The following is a 22720-nucleotide window of genomic DNA, read 5'->3' on the forward strand; positions in this document are numbered from 1 at the left end:
GTGTGGCTGGCTCAGCGGCTGAAACCGCCTAGCTTGATTGTAGTGATGGGGACTTTTGGGGAGTGGGTTATCTTGACGTTTTCGCCGATGGGGATGACCTCGCGTGTACTGCTGGCCACTCTGGCCGTTTTCCTGGCGTTGCCACTCGAGGCGGCGCAACTGGTGAGGATCGGCGCGGCGCATTTTCCGCCCTATACCGTTCGTCCCGAGAACGGCGCCGACACCGGCCTGCTGCCGCAGATGGTGGAGGCCTTGAACCAGTCGCAAAGCGACTATCAGTTCGTACTGGTGCCAACTTCGATCCCGCGCCGGTTCAATGATTTCAAGCAGGGCCGGGTCGACATGGCGATTTTCGAGAACCCCGAATGGGGTTGGCAGGAGGTGCCGCACACTGCGGTGGACATGGGCCTGGAAGATGCGGAAGTCTTCGTCGCTCAGCGCCAGCCGGAGCGACAGCAAAGTTATTTCGCCGATCTCAGGGGCAAGCGCCTGGCGCTGTTCAGCGGTTATCACTACGCCTTTGCCGAATTCAACGCCGACCCCAAGTTCCCCATCGGCCAATACAACGCCACGCTGACGTATTCCCACGACAGCAATTTGTTGATGGTGTTGCGCGGGCGGGCGGATATCGCCCTGGTGACCCGTTCGTACCTCAACGATTACGTGCTGCGCAATCCCGAAGTCGGCCCGCAATTGCTGGTGTCCGAGCGCATCGATCAGGTTTACCACCATTACGCGCTGATCCGCCCGCAGGCGCCCATTTCCAGTGAGGCGTTTGCACAGTTGCTGCAAATGCTGCGGGATAACGGTCAGTTGCTGAAGATTTTCCAGCCTTACCAGATCCAGCTGGTGCCCACGCATTCCCATTGAAGGCGACACTAAATTTCCCTCCCCGGCTCACGTCACACGTTGACTACCGACGAATACGCGAGCCGCTCCCATGTCCAACCTCAACCACCCGACGACGCTGCCCTTGCCTGGTGGCCGTCGCCTCGGCGCCGATGAAACCGAACGCCACCTGAGCCTGATGCTTGAAGGCGCGCCGCTGATCCGGCTGCGCCTGGTGCGCGGTCCCGCGTTGCATGTGCATTTGCAGGAAATCAATGATCGCCCGGTGGGCCCGGCGCTGTGGGCGGCCTGCTATTGGCTGTTTGCCCGCGACCCCGAATGTCAGCACCTGACCTGGCACCTCGACGAACGCCCCGGCGAAGCCTTGCTCAGCGGTTTATTGACGGGCACCGAGCGTGCCGGTGAATACCGTTGCGAGCGCACGATGTTCTGGCAATTGCCGCAGCCCTGGTTGGGGGAGTCGTTCAGCGGCAGTTACCCGCAACAGATGATCATCACCGATGGCCGCCGCCATCCACGCCGGCCGATGAAGCCGCGTGGCGAGGTGTACCGGCGTTTCGATGCGCGGTTGGGGGCCTGGGTGTCCTTGCGCACCGTGGAAATCGAGCAGGACCTGGAGCGATTCAACCGCTGGCAGAACAGCCCGCGGGTGGCGAGTTTCTGGCAGGAGGAGGGCAGCCTGGAACAACATCGTGAGTACCTGGGCAAGCTGCAGGCCGATCCCCGGGTCCTGACCCTGATCGGTTGCTTCGATGACCAGCCGTTCGCCTACTTCGAAGCCTATTGGGCCAAGGAAGACCGGATCGCGCCGTTCTATGAGGCCGACCACTACGACCGCGGCATCCACATGCTGGTGGGCGAAGAGCAGCACCGCGGGCCGCACAAGGTGGCGAGCTGGCTGTCGGCGCTGGTGCACTACCTGTTCCTGGACGACCCGCGCACCCAGCGTGTGGTGGCCGAACCTCGGGCCGACAATGCCCGGATGATCGGGCACCTGCACAACCAGTGCTTTCATTGCGAAAAGGAATTCGATTTCCCCCACAAGCGCGCGGCACTGATGATCCTGGGGCGTGAGCGGTTTTTTGATCGGTGTGGGTTGATGTGAGGTTCAGCTCGGCCCAAGTGGCTGCCGTCAGGACGCTATCGCGGGCAAGCCTTGCTCCCACAGGATCTCTATCAGGCACCTTTTTGTGAACAGGTAACCTGTGGGAGCAAGGCTTGCCCGCGATGGGGCCGGAACTGCTACCCGCATTACCGCCGAGCGAAAGTATCCCCCCGAACCCCCGACACCTTGCGGCAATGCACCAGGGCGTCGCGGATCATGAAGTTCACCAGGGTCGGCGAGACGCCCAGTTCCTTGGCGATGTCCTTCTGTGGCACGCCGTGCAGGCGGTACATCTCGAAGGCATAGCGGGTACGGCTGGGCAGTTCGGTCAGGGCGTCGGCAATGTGCTCCAGCGTGGAGAAGTTGATATGGGAGGTTTCTGGCGAAGCACCCTGGATCACCACGTTCAACCCTTCCTCTTCCGGTCCCGAGTACCGTTGTTCCAGCGCCTGCTTGCGGTAGTGGTCGATCGCCAGGTTGCGCACGATCTGGAACAGATAGCTGAGCTGCGCCTTGAACGAGGAGGTGATCTGCGGCGCCGATTGCAGCCGGAAAAAAGCGTCCTGTACCACATCTTCCGCGCGGGACCGGCAACCGGTAATGCGCGCCGCGATCTTGACCAGGATCAGTCGGTTATCGACGAACGCCTGGAGTAACGGTGAGTCGCACCTGCTTGTGGATACTTGTTCCGTCATGGAATTCACCTTGCTGCAAAAAGTTAGCGGGACGTCCGGATGGCGGACCCGTCCTACACATCGAGCGCCAAATTAGGCTTAATGATAATGATTGTCAATTGAGAAGGAGAATTATTGGTGCAATAAAATCCAGCCTCGGCCCCGCGACCCATTGCCGCGGCGCGTGGCTGTCGGATGCTTCGCTGCAGGGTGTGGTGAGTCGGCGGCCCGACTAATTATTTGTCGGGGCTATCCGTTCCATGGGGGACAACTTGCAAGCCGAATTCAGGCAGGAAACCCCCATGACCGACGCGTTCGAACTCCCCAGCACCCTGGCTCATGCCCTCCAGCGCCGCGCCGCGCTGACGCCGGACCGGGTGGCCTTGCGCTTCCTTGCCGACACCCCGGAGCAGGGTGTGGTGTTGAGTTATCGCGACCTGGACCTGCGCGCCCGGACCATTGCCGGCGCCTTGCAGGCCGAAGCGGCACTGGGCGATCGCGCCGTGCTGCTGTTCCCCAGCGGCCCGGATTACGTCGCAGCGTTCTTTGGCTGCCTCTATGCCGGGGTGATTGCCGTTCCGGCCTATCCACCGGAGTCCGCCCGTCGCCATCATCAGGAGCGTTTGCTGTCGATCCTCAAAGACGCCGAACCGCGCCTGCTGCTCACCAGCAGTGATCTGCGCGAGCCGCTGCAAGCCATCGAATCGGCGCCGCCGGTGTTGTGCGTCGATACCCTCGACCCGGCCTGCGCCGGGCAATGGCGGATGCCGACGCTGCAGGACGATGACATTGCGTTCCTGCAATACACCTCCGGTTCCACCGCGTTGCCCAAGGGCGTGCAGGTCAGCCACGGCAACCTGGTGGCCAAACGAATTGCTGATTCGCCATGGCTTCGGCATCGACCTGAACCCCGACGACGTCATCGTCAGCTGGCTGCCGCTGTACCACGACATGGGTCTGATCGGCGGCTTGTTGCAGCCGGTGTTCAGCGGCGTTCCCTGCGTATTGATGTCTCCGGCTTATTTCCTGGCCCGACCCCTGCGTTGGCTCGAAGCGATCAGCGAGTACGGCGGCACCATCAGCGGCGGCCCGGATTTCGCCTATCGGTTGTGCAGCGAGCGGGTCAGTGATTCGGCCCTGCAGCGTCTCGACCTGAGCGGCTGGCGCGTGGCCTATTCCGGCTCCGAGCCGATCCGCCTCGACACCCTGGAGCGTTTTGCCGAGAAGTTCGCCCCGTGCGGCTTCACGCCGGACAGTTTCATGGCCTCCTATGGCCTGGCCGAAGCGACCTTGTTCGTCGCCGGCACGCCACGCCGCCACGGCATTCCTTCGCTGCGGGTGGATGACGCGGCGCTGGCGCAAAACCGGGTCGAGCCGGGGCAGGGCGGCGCGGTGATGAGTTGCGGTGTCAGCCAACCCGGGCACGCGGTGCTGATCGTCGAGCCCGCCACGTTGCAGCCGTTGGCCGATAACCAGGTCGGTGAAGTCTGGGCCGCCGGGCCGAGCATCGCCCTGGGCTACTGGCGCAACCCCGAAGCCAGCGCCAAGACCTTTGTCCAGCACGACGGCCGGACCTGGCTGCGCACCGGGGACCTGGGGTTCCGGCGTGGCGGCGAACTGTTCATCACCGGTCGCCTGAAAGACCTGCTGATTGTGCGTGGGCACAACCTCTATCCCCAGGACATCGAGCAAACTATCGAGCGCGAAGTGGAAGTGGTGCGCAAGGGCCGGGTGGCGGTGTTCGCGGTCAACGACAACGGCGAGGAAGGCATCGGCATCGCCGCGGAAATCAGCCGCAGCGTGCAGAAAGTCCTGCCGCCAGAGGCCTTGATCAAAGCCATTCGCCAGGCCGTGGCCGAGGCCTGCCAACAAGCCCCGAGCGTGGTGGTGCTGCTCAACCCCGGCGCGCTGCCCAAGACCTCCAGCGGTAAGTTGCAGCGCTCGGCCTGCCGCAGCCGATTGGCCGACGGCAGTTTGGACAGTTATGCGCAGTTCCCGTCCGTCGAAGTCGACGTGGTTGATGAGTTTGTCCCAGCCTCCGAGTTGCAAGCCCTCATCGGCCAGGTCTGGCGGGAGCAATTGCAGGTCGAGCAGGTCCAGGCCGACGATCATTTCTTCCTGCTGGGCGGCAACTCCATCGCCGCCACCCAGGTGATCGCCCGCCTGAGCGAAACCCTCGGGCTGGCGCTCAACCTGCGCCTGTTGTTCGAAGCCCCGACCCTGGCTGCGTTCACGGCAGCGGTGGCGAACCAGCAGCAGGACGGCGGCCGGGCCCAGGGTGCGATCAGCGCATTGCCGCGCCACGCGCCACTGCCACAGTCGCTGGCGCAGAACCGTTTGTGGATCACCTGGCAGCTCGACCCGACGAGCCGCGCCTACAACATTCCCGGCGCCTTGCACCTGCGCGGCGAGCTGGACGAAGACGCGTTGCGCGCCAGTTTCCAGCAACTGATCGAGCGTCATGAGTCCTTGCGCACGCGGTTTCTGGAACGCGATGGCGTGGCCTTGCAACAGGTCGATCCGGCTGGCGAATTCAAGCTGCAGGTGATCGATCTCAGTGACGAACCAGGGAGCCGGCGCGAAGCCCGGGCGCGGCAGGTTCGAGAAGACGAAGCGGCCACGCTGTTCGATCTGGAGAAGGGGCCGCTGCTGCGGGTCACCCTGTTGCGCCTCGACGAGGATGACCATCAACTGCTGGTGACGCTGCACCACATCATCGCCGACGGCTGGTCGATGAATGTATTGCTCGAAGAATTCTCCCGGTTGTATGCCGCCGCCTCCCAAGGCCAGATCGCCGAGTTGGCGCCGTTGCCCTTGCAATACGCCGACTACGGCAGTTGGCAACGCCAGTGGCTCGCCGAGGGTGAGGCCGAGCGCCAACTGAGCTACTGGAAGCAGCAACTGGGCGCTGAACATTCGGCCCTGGTGCTGGGCACGGATCACCTACGTAGCGCTCAACGTCTGCGCAGCGCCGCGCGGCACAGCCTGCGTCTGGACAAGGATCTCGGCGAGGCCCTGCGCCATGTGGCCCAGGCCCATGACGCGACGCCGTTCATGCTGTTGCTGGCGGCCTTCCAGGCGCTGTTGCAGCGTTACACCGGGCAATCCGACATCCGCGTCGGTGTGCCCAATGCCAACCGTCCGCGCCTGGAAACCCAGGGGCTGATCGGCTTCTTCATCAACACCCAGGTCTTGCGCGGGCAGGTCGATTCCCGTCAACCGTTCGCCGCGCTGCTGGCCCAGGCCCGGGAAGCCACGCTCGGGGCCCAGGCCCACCAGGACCTGCCATTCGAGCAACTGCTCGAAGCGTTTCCCGAGGCGCGCGAACAAGGCCTGTTCCAGGTGATGTTCAACCACCAGCAGCGTGACCTGAGTGCCTTGCGCCGTTTGCCGGGGTTGCTGGCCGAGGAATTGCCGTGGCACAGTCGCGAAGCCAAGTTCGACCTGCAATTGCACAGCGAAGAAGATCGCAACGGCCGGCTGACCCTGTCGTTCGACTACGCCGACGAACTGTTCGAGGCGGCGACCATCGAGCGGCTGGCAGTGCATTACTGCAACCTGTTGCGAGCGGTCTGTGCCGATCCGCAGCAAGCCATCGGCGATGTGCCGTTATTGACCGCCGATGAACACAGCCAACAGCAGCAGTGGAGCGCGGCCCCGTGCGCGCCGGCCAGCCAATGGTTGCCGGAGCTGTTGAACGAGCAGGCCCGCTGCACGCCGCAACGAATCGCCCTGCGCTGGGACGGCGGTCAACTCGATTATGCCGAGCTGCACGCCCAGGCCAATCGCCTGGCCCATTACCTGCGGGACAAGGGCGTTGGCCCGGACGTGTGCGTGGCGATTGCCGCCGAGCGCTCGCCGCAGTTGCTCATCGGCGTGCTGGCCATCATCAAGGCCGGCGGTGCCTATGTGCCGTTGGATGCGGACTACCCGGCCGACCGCCTGGCCTACATGCTCGACGACAGCGGCGTCGACTTGCTGCTGACCCAAACCGCGTTGCTCGAACGCTTGCCAGCTTGCGAGGGTGTCAGCGTGATCGCCATGGACGCCCTGCACCTGGAACAATGGCCGAGCAACCCACCGGGCCTGCACCTGCACGGCGATCACCTGGCCTACGTGATCTACACCTCCGGCTCCACCGGCCAGCCTAAAGGCGTCGGCAATACCCACGCGGCCCTGGCCGAGCGCCTGCAATGGATGCAAGCGACCTACGGGCTGGATGCCAGCGATGTGCTGATGCAAAAGGCCCCCATCAGTTTCGACGTGTCGGTCTGGGAATGTTTCTGGCCGCTGATCACCGGCAGCCAACTGGTGCTGGCCGGCCCCGGCGAGCACCGTGATCCGCACCGCATCGCCCAGTTGGCGCAGCAGTTTGGCGTCACCACGCTGCACTTCGTACCACCGCTGTTGAGCCTGTTCGTCGACGAACCACTGAGTGTCCATTGCAGCAGCCTGCGGCGGGTCTTCTCTGGGGGCGAAGCCTTGCCGGCCGAGTTGCGCAACCGGGTGCTGGCGCGCCTGCCGTCGGCGCAATTGCACAACCGCTACGGCCCGACCGAAACCGCGATCAATGTCACCCATTGGCAGTGCACTGAAGCCGATGGCGAGCGCTCGCCGATTGGGCGGCCGTTGGGCAACGTGCTGTGCCGGGTGCTCGACAGCGACCTCAATCCCGTGCCGGCCGGTGTGCCGGGCGAGCTGTGCATCGGCGGCCTGGGCCTGGCCCGGGGTTACCTCGGTCGTCCGGGCCTGAGCGCCGAGCGTTTCGTCGCCGACCCAATGGGGCCGGCTGGGTCGCGGTTGTACCGCACCGGCGACCGGGCACGTTGGAGCGCCGACGGCGTGATCGAATACCTCGGTCGCCTCGACCAGCAGGTCAAACTGCGCGGTTTCCGGGTCGAACCGCAGGAAATCGAAGCGCGCCTGCTGGCCCAGGACGGCGTCGCCCAAGTGGCGGTGCTGGTGCGCGACACCTCGGCTGGCCCGCAGTTGATCGGCTATTACACCGCGCCTGAGGTTGCCCTCGGCCAGGACGAACTGAACACCCGGCTCAAAACCGCCCTGGCCGCCGAGCTGCCGGACTACATGGTGCCTGTTCAACTGCTGCGCCTGGACGCCATGCCCCTGGGCCCGAGCGGCAAGCTCGATCGCCGCGCCTTGCCCGAGCCGCAATGGCAGGTGCGCGAGCACGTCGAGCCGGTCAGCGCCCTTGAGCAGCAAATCGCTGGTATCTGGCGCGACGTGCTGGGCCTTGCGCGCGTCGGCCTGCGGGATGATTTCTTCGCTTTGGGCGGCCATTCGCTGTTAGCGACCCAGATCATTTCCCGCACCCGCCAGGTCTGCGACGTCGAGCTGCCACTGCGCACCTTGTTCGAGGCCAGTGAGCTTGGGGCTTTCGCCGAACAGGTGCGCTTGATCCAGGGCAGCGGCCAGACCAACCGCCAGCCGCCCATCGAGAAGGTCGACCGCAGCCAACCGGTGCCGCTGTCGTATTCCCAACAGCGTATGTGGTTCCTCTGGCAGATGGAGCCGGACAGCCCGGCCTACAACGTCGGCGGCATGGCGCGATTGCGCGGGGTGCTGGACGTCGGGCGCTTCGAGGCGGCCTTGCAGGCGTTGATCCTGCGCCACGAAACCCTGCGCACCACGTTCCCGAGCGTCAACGGTGTGGCTCGCCAACAGGTGCACGGCGAGACGGGCCTGCGCATGGGCTGGAAGGACTTCTCGAGGCTGGCCGCTGACATTCGCCAGCAGCGGGTGCAGCAACTGGCGGACAGCGAGGCCCACCAGCCTTTCGACCTGGAAACCGGTCCGCTGCTGCGGGCCTGTCTGGTCAAGACCGCCGAGCATGAGCATTACTTTGTGCTGACGCTGCACCACATCGTCACCGAAGGTTGGGCGATGGATATTTTCGCCCGTGAACTGAGCGCGCTGTACGAAGCCTTTGTCGACGACCGTGAATCCCCGCTGGAACCGTTGCCGGTGCAGTACCTGGACTACAGCGTCTGGCAGCGCCAATGGCTGGAATCCGGCGAGCGTCAACGGCAGTTGGACTACTGGACCGCGCAACTGGGCCGCGAACATCCGCTGCTGGAGCTGCCCGGCGATCGCCCGCGTCCGTCGGTGCAAAGCCATCGCGGCGAACTGTTCCGTTTCGATCTCAGTGATGAGCTGGCAGCGCGGGTCCGCGCCTTCAATGCGCAGCAGGGCCTGACCCTGTTCATGACCATGACCGCCGCCCTGGCCGTGCTGCTCTACCGCTACAGCGGCCAGACCGACCTGCGCATCGGCGCGCCAGTGGCCAACCGCATCCGCCCGGAAAGCGAAGGCTTGATCGGTGCGTTCCTCAACACCCAAGTGCTGCGTTGCCAGCTCGACGGGCAGATGTCGGTGGGCGAATTGTTTGAGCAGGTGCGCCACACCGTCATCGAAGGCCAGTCCCATCAGGATTTGCCGTTCGATCATTTGGTGGAAGCCCTGCAACCACCGCGCAGTACGGCCTACAACCCGTTGTTCCAAGTGATGTGCAACGTGCAGCGCTGGGAATTCCAGCAGAGCCGCACGCTGGCCGGCATGAGCGTCGAATACCTGGTCAACGACGCCCGGGCCACCAAGTTCGACCTCAACCTGGAGGTCACCGACCTGGATCAGCGCCTGGGGTGCTGCCTGACCTACAGCACCGACCTGTTCGACGAACCGCGCATCGCACGCATGGCCGGGCACTGGCGCAATCTGCTGGAAGCGTTGCTGGAGGATCCGACCCGGCGGCTGAGCGAGTTGCCGTTGCTGGGCGCCAGCGAGCAGCAACAACTGCTCGACAGCCTGGGTGTCGAGCCCGGTGAGCATCGCCTGGACCAGTGCCTCCACGCACTGTTCGACGAACAGGCCCGGGCGCGTCCCGACGCCCCAGCCCTGACCTTCGCCGGGCAGACCCTGACGTATGCGCAACTGGACAGCCACGCCAATCGCCTGGCCTGGAGCCTGCGCGAGCGAGGCGTTGGGCCGCAGGTGCGGGTCGGTCTGGCCCTGGAGCGTTCGCTGGAAATGGTCATCGGCCTGCTGGCGATCCTCAAGGCTGGCGGTGCCTATGTGCCGCTGGACCCGGAATACCCGCTGGACCGCTTGAGCTACATGATCGAAGACAGTGGCATCAGCCTGCTGCTCAGCGACAGGGCGATGCTCCAGGCCCTCGGTGCATTGCCTGAGGGTGTGGGGTGCTGGTGCCTGGAAGATGATTCGGCGGCCCTGGCCCAATACCCGGATCACTCGCTGCCGCTGATCAATCTGCCACAGCATCAGGCGTACCTGATCTACACCTCCGGTTCCACCGGCAAACCCAAGGGCGTGGTGGTGTCCCACGGTGAAATCGCCATGCATTGCCAGGCGGTGATCCAGCGCTTTGGCATGCGCCCGGACGATTGCGAACTGCATTTCTATTCCATCAACTTCGACGCGGCCACCGAACGCCTGTTGGTGCCGTTGCTCAGTGGCGCCCACGTGGTGCTGCGGGCCCAGGGCCAGTGGGACGCCGAGGAAATCTGCGGGCTGATTCGCCAGCACCGCATCAACATCCTCGGGTTCACCCCCAGCTACGGCAGCCAGTTGGCGCAGTGGTTGGCGACCCAAGGGCAGACCTTGCCCGTGCGCATGTGCATCACCGGCGGCGAAGCCCTGACGGGCGAGCATTTGCAGCGCATTCGCGCCGCGTTCAGCCCGAGCCTGTTCTTCAATGCCTATGGCCCGACCGAAACCGTGGTCATGCCCCTGGCAAGCCTGGCCCCAGAGCAATTGGAGGAGGGCGCGGCCAGTGTGCCGATTGGCAGCGTGATTGGCGCCCGGGTGGCGTACATCCTCGACGCCGACCTGGCGTTGGTGCCGCCAGGCGCCACGGGTGAGTTGTATGTCGGCGGCGCCGGTCTGGCCCAGGGGTATCACCAGCGTCCGGGCATGACCGCCGAGCGTTTCGTCGCCGACCCGTTCGCCACCGAGGGCGGGCGCCTGTATCGCACCGGCGACCTGGTGCGCCAGCGTGCCGACGGGCTGGTGGAATACCTGGGACGGATCGACCATCAGGTGAAAATCCGTGGTTTCCGTATCGAGCTGGGGGAAATCGAAACCCGTCTGCTGGAACATGAGGCGGTGCGCGAGGCGGTGGTCCTGGCCCTCGACATGCCTGGCGGCAAGCAACTGGCCGGCTACCTGGTGAGCGACATCGCCAGCCAGGACGACGAGCAACAAGCGGCTCTGCGCGAAGCACTGAAAAACCATCTCAAGACCCAACTGCCGGACTACATGGTGCCCACGCACCTGATCCTGCTGGCGAGCATGCCGCTGACCGCCAACGGCAAGCTCGACCGCCGCGCCTTGCCGCTGCCCGATCTTGAGCTCAATCGCCAACACTACGTGGCGCCGAGCAATGCTCTGGAGCAGGCCCTGGCGGCGATCTGGTGCGAGGTGCTGAACGTGACGCAGGTGGGCCTCAACGATAACTTCTTCGAGCTAGGCGGCGACTCGATCCTGTCCATCCAGGTGGTCAGCCGCGCCCGACAGCAGAGTATCCATTTCACCCCCCGGGATTTGTTCCAGCACCAGACCGTACAGACCCTGGCCGCCGTTGCCACGCGCAGCCAGCAGGTGCACGCCGAACAGGGGCTGTTGCAGGGTGAATCGGGGCTGACGCCGATTCAGCACTGGTTCTTCGACCGTCCGATCCCCAACCGGCATCACTGGAATCAGGCGCTGGTGCTGGAGCCGACCACGGCCCTGGCACCGCAACTTCTGGAACGGGCGTTGCACGCCGTCTTCCAGCACCACGATGCCTTGCGCCTGGGCTTCGACAAAAGCGCCGGGCAGTGGTGCGCCGAGCACCAGTCGTTGTCTGGCGCCGTGCTGTTGCAGCAGGTCTGCGTGGACACCACGCAGACGTGCGAAGCGTTGTTTGCCGAGGCGCAGAGCCGTTTCAATCTCGCCACCGGGCCGTTGCTGCGTGCCGTGCTGGCGCAGTTCCCGGATGGCCAGCAACGGGTGCTGATCGTCATCCATCACCTGGTGGTGGACGGTGTGTCGTGGCGGGTGCTGCTGGACGACCTGCAAACTGTCTATCGCCAGCTCAGCGCCGGGCAGGCGCTGCAACTGCCGGCCAAGACCAGCCCGTTGCGTGACTGGGCCGCGCGTTTGCAGGCCTACGCCGGCAGCGAATCTTTGCGCGAAGAACTGGATTGGTGGCAAGCGCAGTTGAGCGGTGCGCCATTGGCGTTGCCGTGCGCCAATCCTGACGGCGGGCTGCAGGAACGTCACGCGCAAACCGTCAGCGTGCGCCTGGACGCCGAGCGCACCCGACAACTGCTGCAACGGGCGTCGAGCGCCTATCGTACCCAGGTCAATGACCTGCTGCTCACGGCGCTGGCCCGGGTGCTGTGCCGTTGGAGCGGCCATGATTCGGCCTTGGTCCAGCTTGAAGGCCACGGCCGTGAAGCGCTGTTCGACGACCTCGACCTGACCCGCACCGTGGGCTGGTTCACCAGCGTCTATCCTGTGCGCCTGAGTCCAGCGGCCGAAGATTTCAGTGTCTCGATCAAGAGCATCAAGGAGCAACTGCGCGCGGTGCCCCACAAGGGCCTCGGCCATGGCGTGCTGCGTTACCTGGCGGACGCGGCGACTCGCGAGGCGATGGCCGGCCTGCCGCACGCGGCGATCACCTTCAACTACCTGGGGCAGCTCGACCAGACCCTCGGTCAGGATGCGCTGTTCCAGCCGCTGGATGCGCCGTTGGGGGCGATCCACGATCCCGATGCACCGTTGCCCAACGAACTGAGCGTCGACAGCCAGGTCAGCGGCGGCGAGCTGGTGCTGCGCTGGACCTTCAGCGCTCAGCGTCACGACCCAGAGGCCATCGCCACGCTGGCCGAGGCCTACCTCGATGAGTTGCAACGCCTGATCGAACATTGCCTGACGGACGAAGCGGGCGGCCTGACGCCATCGGATTTCCCCCTGGCGAAGCTGACCCAGGGCCAGCTCGACAGCCTGCCCGTGCCGGCCGCGCAGATCGAAGACGTCTACCCGCTGACGCCCATGCAGGAAGGCATGCTGTTGCATACCCTGCTGGAACCGGGCACCGGCCTGTACTACATGCAGGATCGCTACCGCATTAACAGCGAACTGGACCCGCGGCGTTTTGCCCAGGCCTGGCAGGCGGTCATCGCTCGCCACGAAGCCTTGCGCGCCTCGTTCTGCTGGAACGTCGGCGAAGACATGCTGCAAATTATCCACAAGCCGGGCCGCACGCCGGTGGATTACCTCGACTGGTCCGAGGTGCTGGAAGACGCCCAGGAAGCCAAGCTCCAGGCCCTGCTCAAGGATGAACGCGAGGCCGGTTTCGATCTATTGAACCAGGCGCCCTTCCACCTGCGGCTGATTCGGGTCGGCGCGGCGCGCTACTGGTTCATGATGAGCAACCACCACATCCTCATCGATGCCTGGTGCCGTTCGCTGCTGATGGACGACTTCTTCGAGCTCTACACCGCCCTGGGCGAACAGCGCGAGCCGCAGTTGGCCGTGCCGCCGCGCTATCGCGACTACATCGGCTGGCTGCAACACCAGAGCCTGGACGACGCCCGGCAGTGGTGGAAGCGCAACCTGCAAGGCTTTGAGCGGACCACGCCGATCCCTGGCGACCGGCCGTTCCTGCGCGAGCACGCCGGTGACAGCGGCGGCATGATCGTCGGCGACTGCTACACCCGTCTCGATGCCCGGGACGGCGCACGGCTGCGGGAACTGGCCCAGGCCCACCAACTGACGGTCAACACCTTCGCCCAGGCGGCATGGGCCCTGGTACTGCGCCGGGTCAGCGGCGACCGCGACGTGCTGTTCGGCGTCACCGTGGCCGGACGCCCGGTGGAACTGCCACAGATGCAACGCACCGTGGGGCTGTTCATCAACAGCATCGCCCTGCGCGTGCAGATGCCCGAGGACCATCAGCGTTGCAGCGTGCGCCAGTGGCTCAGCGATTTGCTGGACCGCAACATGCAACTACGCGAGTACGAATACCTGCCGCTGGTGAGCATCCAGGAAGTCAGCGAACTGCCCAAGGGCCAGCCGCTGTTCGACAGCCTGTTCGTGTTCGAGAACGCGCCGGTGGAAGTCTCGGTGCTGGACCGTGCCCAAAGCCTCAATGCCACCTCCGACTCGGGGCGCACCCACACCAACTTCCCGCTGACGGCGGTCTGCTACCCGGGGGATGACCTGGGACTGCACCTTTCGTACGACCAGCGCTACTTCGATGAAAGCACCGTCCAGGGGCTGTTGGGCGAGTTCAAACGGTTGCTGCTGGCGTTGATGGAGGGCTTGCACGGCGACATGAGCGAGCTGCCGCTGATCGGTGCCGAAGAACAGGACTTCCTCATCGAGGGCTGCAACCAGAGCGCGCATGCCTATCCGCTGGAGCAGAGCTACGTCGAGCTGTTCGAGGCGCGGGTCGCGGCCCATCCCCACCGCCGTGCGGTCAGTTGCCTGGACGCGAGCTACAGCTACGCCGAGTTGAATGCACGCAGCAACCGCCTCGGCCACGCCCTGATCGCGGCCGGTGTCGGCCTGGATCAGCCGGTGGCGTTGCTGGCTGAACGGGATGCACAACTGCTGGGCATGATCATCGGCAGTTTCAAGGCCGGTGCCGGCTACTTGCCGCTGGATCCGGGCCTGCCGAGCCAGCGCCTGAGCCGCATCATCGAACTGAGCCGCACGCCGCTGTTGGTCTGCACCCAGGCCTGTCATGCCCAGGCGCTGGCGCTGTTGGAGGAGTTCGCCTGTGCCGGGCGGCCGAAGTTGCTGGTGTGGGAAGCCATCCAGGCCAGCGCTGTGTCGCAGGAAAACCCCGGCGTCTACAGCGGGCCGGATAACCTGGCCTACGTGATCTACACCTCCGGCTCCACCGGCCAGCCCAAAGGCGTGATGGTGGAACAGCGCGGCATGCTCAACAACCAATTGAGCAAAGTGCCGTACCTGGCGCTGAGCGAGGCGGACGTGATCGCCCAGACGGCGTCCCAAAGCTTCGATATTTCGGTCTGGCAGTTCCTCGCCGCACCGTTGTTCGGCGCCCGGGTCGACATCGTGCCCAACGCCATAGCCCACGACCCGCAAGGGCTGCTGGAGCATGTGCAACACCAGGGCATTACCGTGCTGGAAAGCGTGCCGTCGCTGATCCAGGGCATGCTCGCCCAAGACCGTATCGGTCTGGACGGCCTGCGCTGGATGCTGCCCACCGGCGAAGCGATGCCGCCGCAGTTGGCTCATCAATGGCTGTTGCGCTACCCGGATATCGGCCTGGTGAACGCCTACGGTCCGGCGGAATGCTCCGATGACGTAGCGTTTTTCCGGGTCGACATGGCCTCGACCCGTGGCACTTACTTACCGATTGGCACACCTACCGATAACAACCGTTTGTACCTGCTCGACGGCGCGCTGGACCTGGTACCGCTCGGCGCGGTGGGCGAGTTGTGCGTGGCGGGCACGGGGGTTGGACGCGGTTATGTCAGCGATCCGTTGCGCACCGCCCCGGTGTTTGTGCCGAACCCGTTCGGGGCGCCGGGAGAGCGGCTGTACCGCACCGGCGACCTGGCGCGGCGGCGCAGCGACGGGGTGTTGGAGTACGTCGGGCGCATCGACCATCAGGTGAAGATCCGTGGCTACCGCATCGAACTGGGGGAAATCGAAGCGCGGTTGCATGAACAGCCGGAAGTGCGCGATGGGGCGGTGGGCGTCCAGGAGGGCGCCAATGGCAAGCATCTGGTGGGCTACCTGGTTGCCACCGATTCGGCACTGAAACCCACCGAACGCCTGGAGCGCATCAAGCAGCGCCTGCGGGCCGAGCTGCCGGAGTACATGGTGCCGCTGCACTGGCTGTGGCTCGACTGCCTGCCCCTCAACGCCAATGGCAAACTCGACCGCAAGGCCTTGCCGGCTCTGGAGATCGGCCAGTTGCAAAGCCAGGACTATCAGGCGCCCGGCAATGAGCTGGAGCAGACCCTGGCGGACATCTGGGCCCAGGTGCTGAAAGTCGAGCGCGTGGGCGTGCGGGACAACTTCTTCGAGCTGGGCGGTCATTCCTTGCTGGCGACGCAAATCGCCTCACGGGTGCAAAAGGCCCTGCAACGCAACGTGCCGCTGCGGGCGATGTTCGAGTGCAGCACGGTGCAGGAACTGGCCGACTACATCGATGGCCTGGCGGCCAGCGAAATCACTGAGGAAAAGGTGGATCGGTTGAATGATTTGATGGCGGAGTTGGAAGGAATGTAGTTTTGCGGCGTCTATAGAGGCCTCATCGCGGGCAAGCCTTGCTCCCACAGGGATCGGCTGCGAGCAGATTATCTGTGTTCGAGCTTCAACTCTGTGGGAGCAAGGCTTGCCCGCGATGAGGGCAGAACAGGCACTGTTGGCCTAAAGGTTGACTGCTTACTCTGTACCGCTCAGTCTCCCAAGGCTTTTTTCCAGACTCAAACAAGGAGGTCACCCATGCCCTTTGCAACGATCGACGGACAACCGCTTCACTACCTGGACCAAGGCCAGGGCCCGGTGGTGCTGCTGGGCAGCAGCTATCTGTGGGACCACACCATGTGGGCGCCGCAGATCGAGGTGTTATCCCGGCATTACCGGGTCATTGCCTTGGACCTGTGGGGCCACGGCCAGTCCGGGCGATTGCCCGAGGGCATGACCTCCCTGGACGACCTGGCCCGCCAGGCATTGACGTTGATGGATCACCTGGACATTGACTGCTTCCACCTGGTCGGGCTTTCGGTGGGCGGGATGTGGGGCGCTCGGCTGGCGCTGGCGGCGCCTGAGCGCGTGCAGTCGCTGGTATTGATGGACACCTACGTCGGCGTCGAGCCGGAGCCGACCCGGCTTTATTATTTTTCACTGTTCGACAAGATCGAGGCCATCGGCAGCATTCCCGAGCCGTTGCTGGACATCGTCGTGCCGATCTTCTTCCGGCCGGGCATCGATCCGCAGTCGGCGCTCTATCAACAGTTCCGCGCCACATTGGCCGCGCTGCCGACTGAACGACTGCGCGACAGCATCGTGCCGCTGGGGCGGATCATTTTCGGTCGGGACGACATCCTGCCACGCCTGCATGCCCTGGATGCCAAGGGCACAGTGGTGATGTGCGGCGACCAGGACAAACCCCGCCCGCCGTCCGAGGCGTTGGAAATGGCCGAGTTGATCGGGTGTGCCCGTGTGTTGATTCCGGAGGCGGGGCATATCTCCAACCTGGAGAACCCGCAATTCGTGAACGAGGCGTTGCTGGAGTTCCTGCGTCGCTGACCGTTGTCATCGCGTGCAGGGATTTTGTGACCGATGCAAATCCACTGTGGGAGCGAGCTTGCTCGCGATAGCGGTATGTCAGTCACCTCAATGCTGACTGATCTGCCGCAATCGCGAGCAAGCTCGCTCCCACAGGGGGGCTGCAGTGGCGGTCTGGCGGTCGGTCACTTCGGCCCGAGAATCTTCACCAGCTTGTCCGGCGACGGCGCGCCTTGCTGCTGTTGCAGGTCGCCTTTCTCATCCAGGTAGAAAATCGCCGGGGTGGCGGACAGTTCCAGTTCGTCCATCAACTGCTGGTTGGCGTCCAGTTTGGCCTGGATGGCGGGCGGTATGTCCTTGAGTGGTTTGAGCGGGCTGCCCTTGCCGGCTTTTTCATGCTCGGCCAGGGTTTTTTCCGGGTCCTTGGCGGCCAGCAAGGCGGCGGATTTACCTGGGCTGTCTTCGCGGATGATGCCCACCATGATGTGGCGCAACTGCACCTTGCCAGCCTTGACCCAAGGCCGGGCCTGCTCCCAGAACATGTTGCAGTAAGGGCAGTTCGGGTCGCTGAACAGGTACACCGTGCGCGGTGCGTCCTTGTTGCCGTCGGCGATCCAGTTGCTCGCTTCCATCTTCGCCCAGATGGCCTTGGCCATCGGTGCATAGACCAGTTTTTGCAGCGGCTCGGCGCTCAGGTCCTTGCCGTTGGCGTCGTACAGGTTGCCCAGCAGGACATGCTGCCCATCCGGGGTCAGGTACAGCGCCATGCCACGGTTCTGGTATTGCGCGGCGTAACCGCGCAACCCGTCCGGGGCCTCGAAGGTGCCGATGATTTTCGCGCCCTTGGCTTCGATCTTCTTGATGGCCGCAGGCAATTCTTCGGCCTGGAGCAACGGGGTCTGCGACAGTGTGGCGGCAACGGCCAGGGTCAGCAGGTGGCGGAGGCGGGGCATGGCGGTTTCCTTGTGGCGGAGTGGGGCACCGTGGTCGAGCCCGGTGTTTCGAAGTTTTCCAGGGCGCGGGCCAGGCTCGCTTCCGACAATTCGCCCAGGTGGCTGCCCAGCAGGCGGCCGTCGGCGCTGTAGAACAGGGTGGTCGGCAGGGCCATGGAACCCACGGCCTGGCCGAGGCGGCCGCTGCCATCGAACAATACGTTGGTCAGGCTCAGGCCCTGGGTGGCCAGGTAGGTGCTGACGCTTTGCATGCTTTCGGCCTGGTTGACGAACAGGAAGGTCAGGTCCGGGCGCTGTTGCTGGGCTTCTTCGAGCACCGGCATTTCTCGCCGGCAGGGCGGGCACCAGGTGGCCCAGAGGTTGATCACCAGCGGGCCGCCCTGGTAGTCGGTGAGCTTCACGGTCTGGCCGTCGGCGGTGCGCAGGGTGATGTCCGGCAGTCGGGTGCCTTGTTCATAAATCGTCAGCGACAGGGTCGCCACCAGCCAGAACAGCAGGCCGCTGCCGACGCCGAAGCCCAACGGTCGGCGCAGGGCCGGGCGGTGCCGGGCCCACAACAAGGCGCCGATCAGCAGCGCCACAATCCCCGGCCAGGCGAGGAAGCCGCCGTCGCGCAGGTCGACGATCTGCCAAGGGTCGTCGCGGTAATGTTGCCAATAGGCGACGACGAAGCCGATCCTCGCGGCCAAAAGCCCCAGTAGAAACAGCACGAATAGCACCGACTCGGGGTTCTCGCCACCGCGCTTGGCCACCCGCCAGCCGACGAAGGTCGCCAGGGCCAGGGCGCTGATCAGCAACAGGTGGTTAAGGGCGATGGCGAAGGTGCCGAGGGTGAACGTCAGCATCAGCGTGCGTCCCGGGTGAGGTTCCAGCGCGCCAGGAACGCCTTGGCGTCGACTTCCCCGGTGATCCGCTGGCTGCGGCGCTCTTCACCGTCGGCGCCGATCCATAGCAGGCTCGGCGGCCCCGGTACCTGGTAACGGCTCAGCAGCTCGCGGCTGGCGGGGCTGTCGGCGGTGACGTCGAGGCGCAGCAGGCGCACGCCTTGCAAGGCGTCGAGTACCTCGGCGCGGCCGAATACCTGTTTTTCCATGATCTTGCAGGACACGCACCAGTCGGCGTAATAGTCCAGCAGCACCCACTGCCCCTGGGCCTTGGCGGCGTCCAGTTCCCGTTGCAGGGCGGCGGGCTCGCTGACGGTAACGAAGGTGTCGTGGACGCTGACGCTCGCGCTGCCCTCGCTGCCGGCGTAGACCTTCAGGGGTTGGAAGAGGTCATCGCCACCGCCCGCTGCGCCAATCACCAGCAGGCTGCCCCACAGGCCGAACAGCAACGAAGCGCTGCCGCAGAGGTAGGCCATGCGGCCGAAGCCTTCGGTCTGGCGCCAGGCGCTATAGGCGGCGATCAACAGCAGCACGCCCCACAGGCCGATCCACAGCGAGCCGTCGATGATCGGGCGAATCATCAGCAGCGCGGTGCCCAGGAACAGGAAGCCGAACACGCCCTTGAGCAGGTTCATCCAGGCGCCGGGCTTGGGCAGGAAGCGGTTGCCCACGGTCACCAGCAGCAACAGCGGCAGACCCATGCCGATGCCCATGGTGAACAGGATCAGCCCGCCGTGCAGCGCATTGCCGCTCTGGGCGATGTACAGCAGGGCGCCGGCCAGCGGGGCGGTCATGCACGGGCCCACCAACAGGCCGGACAACGCCCCGAGAATACCGGCGCCCACCAGGCTGCCACCGCGCCGCTGGCGTCCGGCGTTTTCCAGACGGTCACGCAGCGCCGCCGGCAATTGCAATTCGAAGAAACCGAACATCGGCAACGCCAGCAACACGAATACGGCCGCGAAGCTGCCCAGCAGCCACGGTTGTTGCAGCAGTGCCTGCAGGTTAGCCCCCAGCAGCGCGGCGAGCACGCCCATGGCCGCATACACCAGGGCCATGCTGATCACGTAGCTGCCGGCCAGGGCCAGGCCGCGTCTCGGTCCGGCGCCGCTGCCCACCACCAGCCCGGCCAAAATCGGCAACATAGGTAGCGAACAAGGGGTGAACGCCAGCAGCAGGCCCAGGCCGAAGAACACCAGCAGGCTCCAGCCCAAGGCCCGTTGTTGCAGGCCGCTGGCCAGGGCCTGGTCCGGTGCCTCGCCGGTGGCCGCCGCGGGTGCGCTGCCACCCAGGTCAATCACCTGGGTCTGGGGTGGATAGCACAGGCCGGCGTCGGCACAGCCCTGGAAGCCCACCTTGATCTTGCCCGTGGCACCGGCGGGTATCTTCAGTTCCAGCGCCTGGCGATAGACTTGCTGGTCGCCGAAAAACTCGTCGCTGTGGGCCTCACCCTCCGGCAGCTGCGGTTTCTGCGCCTCGGCCAGGCCATCGAACTTGAGCCGCTGCTTATACAGGTAGTACCCATCGGCGATCTGCCAGAACAGCTGCGTCTGACCGGAGTCCAGGCGTTCGGAGGTCAACACGAACGCCTTTTCCACCGGCAGGAAATCGGGTTTGGTTTCGAAGGGATTGGCGGCCTGGGCCAGGCCCGAGATCAGGAACAGCCACAGCAAAAACAATCGACGCATGGATAAAGCCTTAGAACGAAGCAAGTGGAAAACACAATGGCGGCTGGCGATTAACCGTCGATTAACCCGGCGACGACCGGCAGGCCGCAATGATCGCCCATGTTGGCCGTACTCGTCGCATAATGTCGGCTTAATCGGCCGGCGGCCTAATGTACCTTTTTCCACGGGGCTTACCATGCGCGTACTGGTCTGCGAAGACGATGAGTTGATTGCCAGCGGGATCGTTGCCGGCCTCACGGCGCAGGGCCTGACGGTCGAGCACGTGGCCACCGCATCGGCGGCGCGGGCGATGGTCGGCGTGGCGGAGTTCGATGTCATGGTGCTGGACCTGGGATTGCCCGATGAGGACGGTCTCAAGTTGCTCCGGCAACTGCGTCAGCAGGGGCTGGAAACGCCGGTGCTGATCCTCACCGCCCGTGACTCGGTGACCGACCGGGTCGATGGCTTGCAGGCCGGCGCCGATGACTATCTGCTCAAACCCTTCGACCTGCGCGAGCTCGCGGCGCGCCTGCATACGTTGCTGCGGCGCGTGGCGGGGCGTAGCGTCAACCTGATCGAGCACGGTCGCCTGACCTACGACCCCAGCAGTCGGGAGACCACCCTGGACGGCCAGCCGGTGGATCTGTCCCGGCGCGAGCAATCGCTGTTGCAGGCGCTCTTGCACAGTCGCGGTCGGGTGCTGTCCAGCGAGCAACTCAAGGACAGCGTCTACGGGTTCAACGACGAACTGGAAAGCAACGCCCTCAACGTCCATATCCATCACCTGCGGCGCAAGCTGGGTAACGGCATTGTCGAGACCGTGCGCGGCCTGGGTTATCGCCTGGGGCCGGCCGACGGCGGAGAGTCCTCCAAGTGATGAGCCTGCGACTGCGCCTGAGCTTGACCCTCGGCGCCGCCTTCGCCCTGATCTGGGCCCTGGCCGCGGCGTGGATGCTCAGTGACCTGCGCAACCAGATGATGTTCTCCCTCGACCAGCGTCTGGTGGCCTCGGCGCGGATGGTCGCCGGGTTGCTGGAACAGATGCCGCCGTTGCCCAGCAAGGGCGACGGCACGCATTTGAGCTCCGAGCAATTGAGCATTCCCGGCGGCATGGCCTGCCAGGTCAGTTCCTTGCGCGGGGAGATTCTGGCCCGCAGCCACGGCACCCCGGAACAGGTCCTGGAAGCCGAGAAAATGGGCTTCCACGACCAGATGATCGACGGCGCGCCCTGGCGCAGCTTCACCCTGGCCCGGGGCGACTTGCGCATCACCACCGCCGACCGCCAGATCGAGCGCGAAGCCCTGAACATGTCGATACTGCTGGCCGCCTCGGTGCCGGTGGGCGTGGCGTTGCTCGGTTGCCTGTGCCTGTTGTTGTGGCTGGGCATCGGCCAGGGCCTGGCGCCGCTCAACCGCATGCGCGATGCGCTGATGCGGCGTAATGCCGACTCTCTGGAGCCCTTGCAGATCCATCCGCTGCCCAGCGAATTGCGACCCTTGCTGGAGACCCAGAACCAGTTGTTCCAGCGCATCGGCAAGACCATCGAACGCGAGCGCCGGCTGACCGGCGACGCCGCCCACGAACTGCGCAGCCCACTGACCGCAATCAAGACACACCACCTGCAAGTGGCGCGCATGACCGAGGGCGCCGCCCGTGACCAATCCCTGGCCCGGGCCGAGGAGGGCGCCGACCGCTTGCATCGCACCCTCGAACAACTGCTGTTGCTGGCGCGGGTCGAAGGCAGCCTGTCGTTCGACGATGGCGTGCACTGCAATGCCGAGCAGGTCGCGCGATTGGCGATCCAGGACTCGGCCAGCAGTGAGTCCCGGCGAATCAAGCTGCACCTGGCCCCAGGGCTGTCCGATGCACCGGTGCAGATGCCGGCGGTGCTCTCCATCGCCGCCTTGCGCAACCTGCTGGATAACGCCCTGCGCCATACCCCGGACGATACCGATGTGGAACTGAGCCTGGAAATGATCGGCCAGCGCGTACGCTTCCAAGTCCGCGATCATGGCCCGGGCATCGCCGCCGACGACATTCAGCACCTGACCCAGCGCTTCTGGCGCAACGGCCAGAGCACCGGCTGCGGGCTAGGGCTGGCGATCGTCCAGGCCATTGTCCAGCGGTGCGGCTGCGGGCTGCATTTCGACAGCCGCCCGGATGGATTGCGGGTCGAATTGACGATGCCGGTGCAGGTGCTGCCCGGTTAATTATCTGTGGGAGCAAAGCTTGCTCGCGAGGCAGGCACCTCGGTCTGACTGTTGGCCAAGGTGCTGCCATCGCGAGCAAGCTTTG

At 64.9% G+C, this 22720-nt stretch carries 9 protein-coding genes and 1 pseudogene; 6 read left to right on the forward strand and 4 right to left on the reverse strand.

Annotation, left to right across the window (positions count from 1 at the left end; all coding sequences use genetic code 11):
* The first annotated feature begins 93 nt into the window (after window positions 1–93).
* The gene (locus PSH84_RS13505; protein ID WP_305483168.1) at window positions 94–870 is read left to right on the forward strand and encodes a substrate-binding periplasmic protein; all 777 of its coding nucleotides are present in this window, start codon (window positions 94–96) and stop codon (window positions 868–870) included.
* Window positions 871–940: 70 nt separating this feature from the next.
* A complete protein-coding gene (locus PSH84_RS13510) occupies window positions 941–1954 on the forward strand; it encodes a GNAT family N-acetyltransferase (protein WP_122567871.1) in 1014 nt (337 codons plus the stop codon).
* Between the two features lie 146 nt (window positions 1955–2100).
* Here the strand turns inward: PSH84_RS13510 and PSH84_RS13515 are convergent, their stop codons facing one another.
* On the reverse strand, window positions 2101–2649 hold the full coding sequence (locus PSH84_RS13515) for an RNA polymerase factor sigma-70 (protein ID WP_092327046.1): 549 nt from the start codon (window positions 2647–2649) through the stop codon (window positions 2101–2103).
* 281 nt (window positions 2650–2930) lie between these two features.
* On the opposite strand from PSH84_RS13515, the pseudogene PSH84_RS13520 reads away from it, so the two are divergent.
* Window positions 2931–15918, forward strand: a pseudogene (locus PSH84_RS13520) (non-ribosomal peptide synthetase).
* Window positions 15919–16134: 216 nt separating this feature from the next.
* Window positions 16135–16941: an alpha/beta fold hydrolase gene (locus tag PSH84_RS13525; RefSeq protein ID WP_122567873.1), complete on the forward strand. Its 807-nt coding sequence runs from the start codon at window positions 16135–16137 to the stop codon at window positions 16939–16941.
* A 164-nt stretch (window positions 16942–17105) separates the two neighbouring features.
* Here the strand turns inward: PSH84_RS13525 and dsbG are convergent, their stop codons facing one another.
* Genes dsbG through dsbD form a run of 3 tightly spaced genes read right to left on the reverse strand, consistent with a single transcriptional unit; the run spans window position 17106 to window position 20445 of the window.
* On the reverse strand, window positions 17106–17873 hold the full coding sequence (gene dsbG, locus PSH84_RS13530) for a thiol:disulfide interchange protein DsbG (protein ID WP_305483051.1): 768 nt from the start codon (window positions 17871–17873) through the stop codon (window positions 17106–17108).
* Window positions 17849–18718: a TlpA disulfide reductase family protein gene (locus PSH84_RS13535; RefSeq protein WP_122567875.1), complete on the reverse strand. Its 870-nt coding sequence runs from the start codon at window positions 18716–18718 to the stop codon at window positions 17849–17851. The genes dsbG and PSH84_RS13535 overlap by 25 nt, the downstream gene beginning before the upstream one ends.
* The gene (gene dsbD / locus PSH84_RS13540; protein ID WP_305483052.1) at window positions 18718–20445 is read right to left on the reverse strand and encodes a protein-disulfide reductase DsbD; all 1728 of its coding nucleotides are present in this window, start codon (window positions 20443–20445) and stop codon (window positions 18718–18720) included. Before dsbD ends, PSH84_RS13535 begins: the two co-directional genes overlap by 1 nt.
* Before the next feature lie 175 nt (window positions 20446–20620).
* Here dsbD and PSH84_RS13545 point away from each other — a divergent pair, with 175 nt between their 5' ends.
* Both PSH84_RS13545 and PSH84_RS13550 read left to right on the forward strand, forming a co-directional pair.
* On the forward strand, window positions 20621–21301 hold the full coding sequence (locus PSH84_RS13545; RefSeq protein ID WP_122567877.1) for a response regulator: 681 nt from the start codon (window positions 20621–20623) through the stop codon (window positions 21299–21301).
* Window positions 21298–22635, forward strand: coding sequence for an ATP-binding protein (locus tag PSH84_RS13550; protein WP_305483053.1), 1338 nt, complete (start codon window positions 21298–21300; stop codon window positions 22633–22635). The genes PSH84_RS13545 and PSH84_RS13550 overlap by 4 nt, the downstream gene beginning before the upstream one ends.
* Window positions 22636–22720 lie beyond the last annotated feature (85 nt).

Origin of the sequence: Pseudomonas beijingensis (assembly GCF_030687295.1) — a bacterium.
Taxonomy (GTDB): Bacteria; Pseudomonadota; Gammaproteobacteria; order Pseudomonadales; family Pseudomonadaceae; genus Aquipseudomonas; species Aquipseudomonas beijingensis.

Bases quoted from the DNA above. Each gene is read 5' to 3' on its own strand.
- PSH84_RS13535 (WP_122567875.1), bottom strand. From the start codon at position 18,718: ATGCTGACGTTCACCCTCGGCACCTTCGCCATCGCCCTTAACCACCTG.
- PSH84_RS13515 (WP_092327046.1), bottom strand. From the start codon at position 2,649: ATGACGGAACAAGTATCCACAAGCAGGTGCGACTCACCGTTACTCCAG.
- dsbG (WP_305483051.1), bottom strand. From the start codon at position 17,873: ATGCCCCGCCTCCGCCACCTGCTGACCCTGGCCGTTGCCGCCACACTG.
- dsbD (WP_305483052.1), bottom strand. From the start codon at position 20,445: ATGCGTCGATTGTTTTTGCTGTGGCTGTTCCTGATCTCGGGCCTGGCC.
- PSH84_RS13510 (WP_122567871.1), top strand. From the start codon at position 941: ATGTCCAACCTCAACCACCCGACGACGCTGCCCTTGCCTGGTGGCCGT.
- PSH84_RS13525 (WP_122567873.1), top strand. From the start codon at position 16,135: ATGCCCTTTGCAACGATCGACGGACAACCGCTTCACTACCTGGACCAA.
- PSH84_RS13505 (WP_305483168.1), top strand. From the start codon at position 94: ATGACCTCGCGTGTACTGCTGGCCACTCTGGCCGTTTTCCTGGCGTTG.
- PSH84_RS13545 (WP_122567877.1), top strand. From the start codon at position 20,621: ATGCGCGTACTGGTCTGCGAAGACGATGAGTTGATTGCCAGCGGGATC.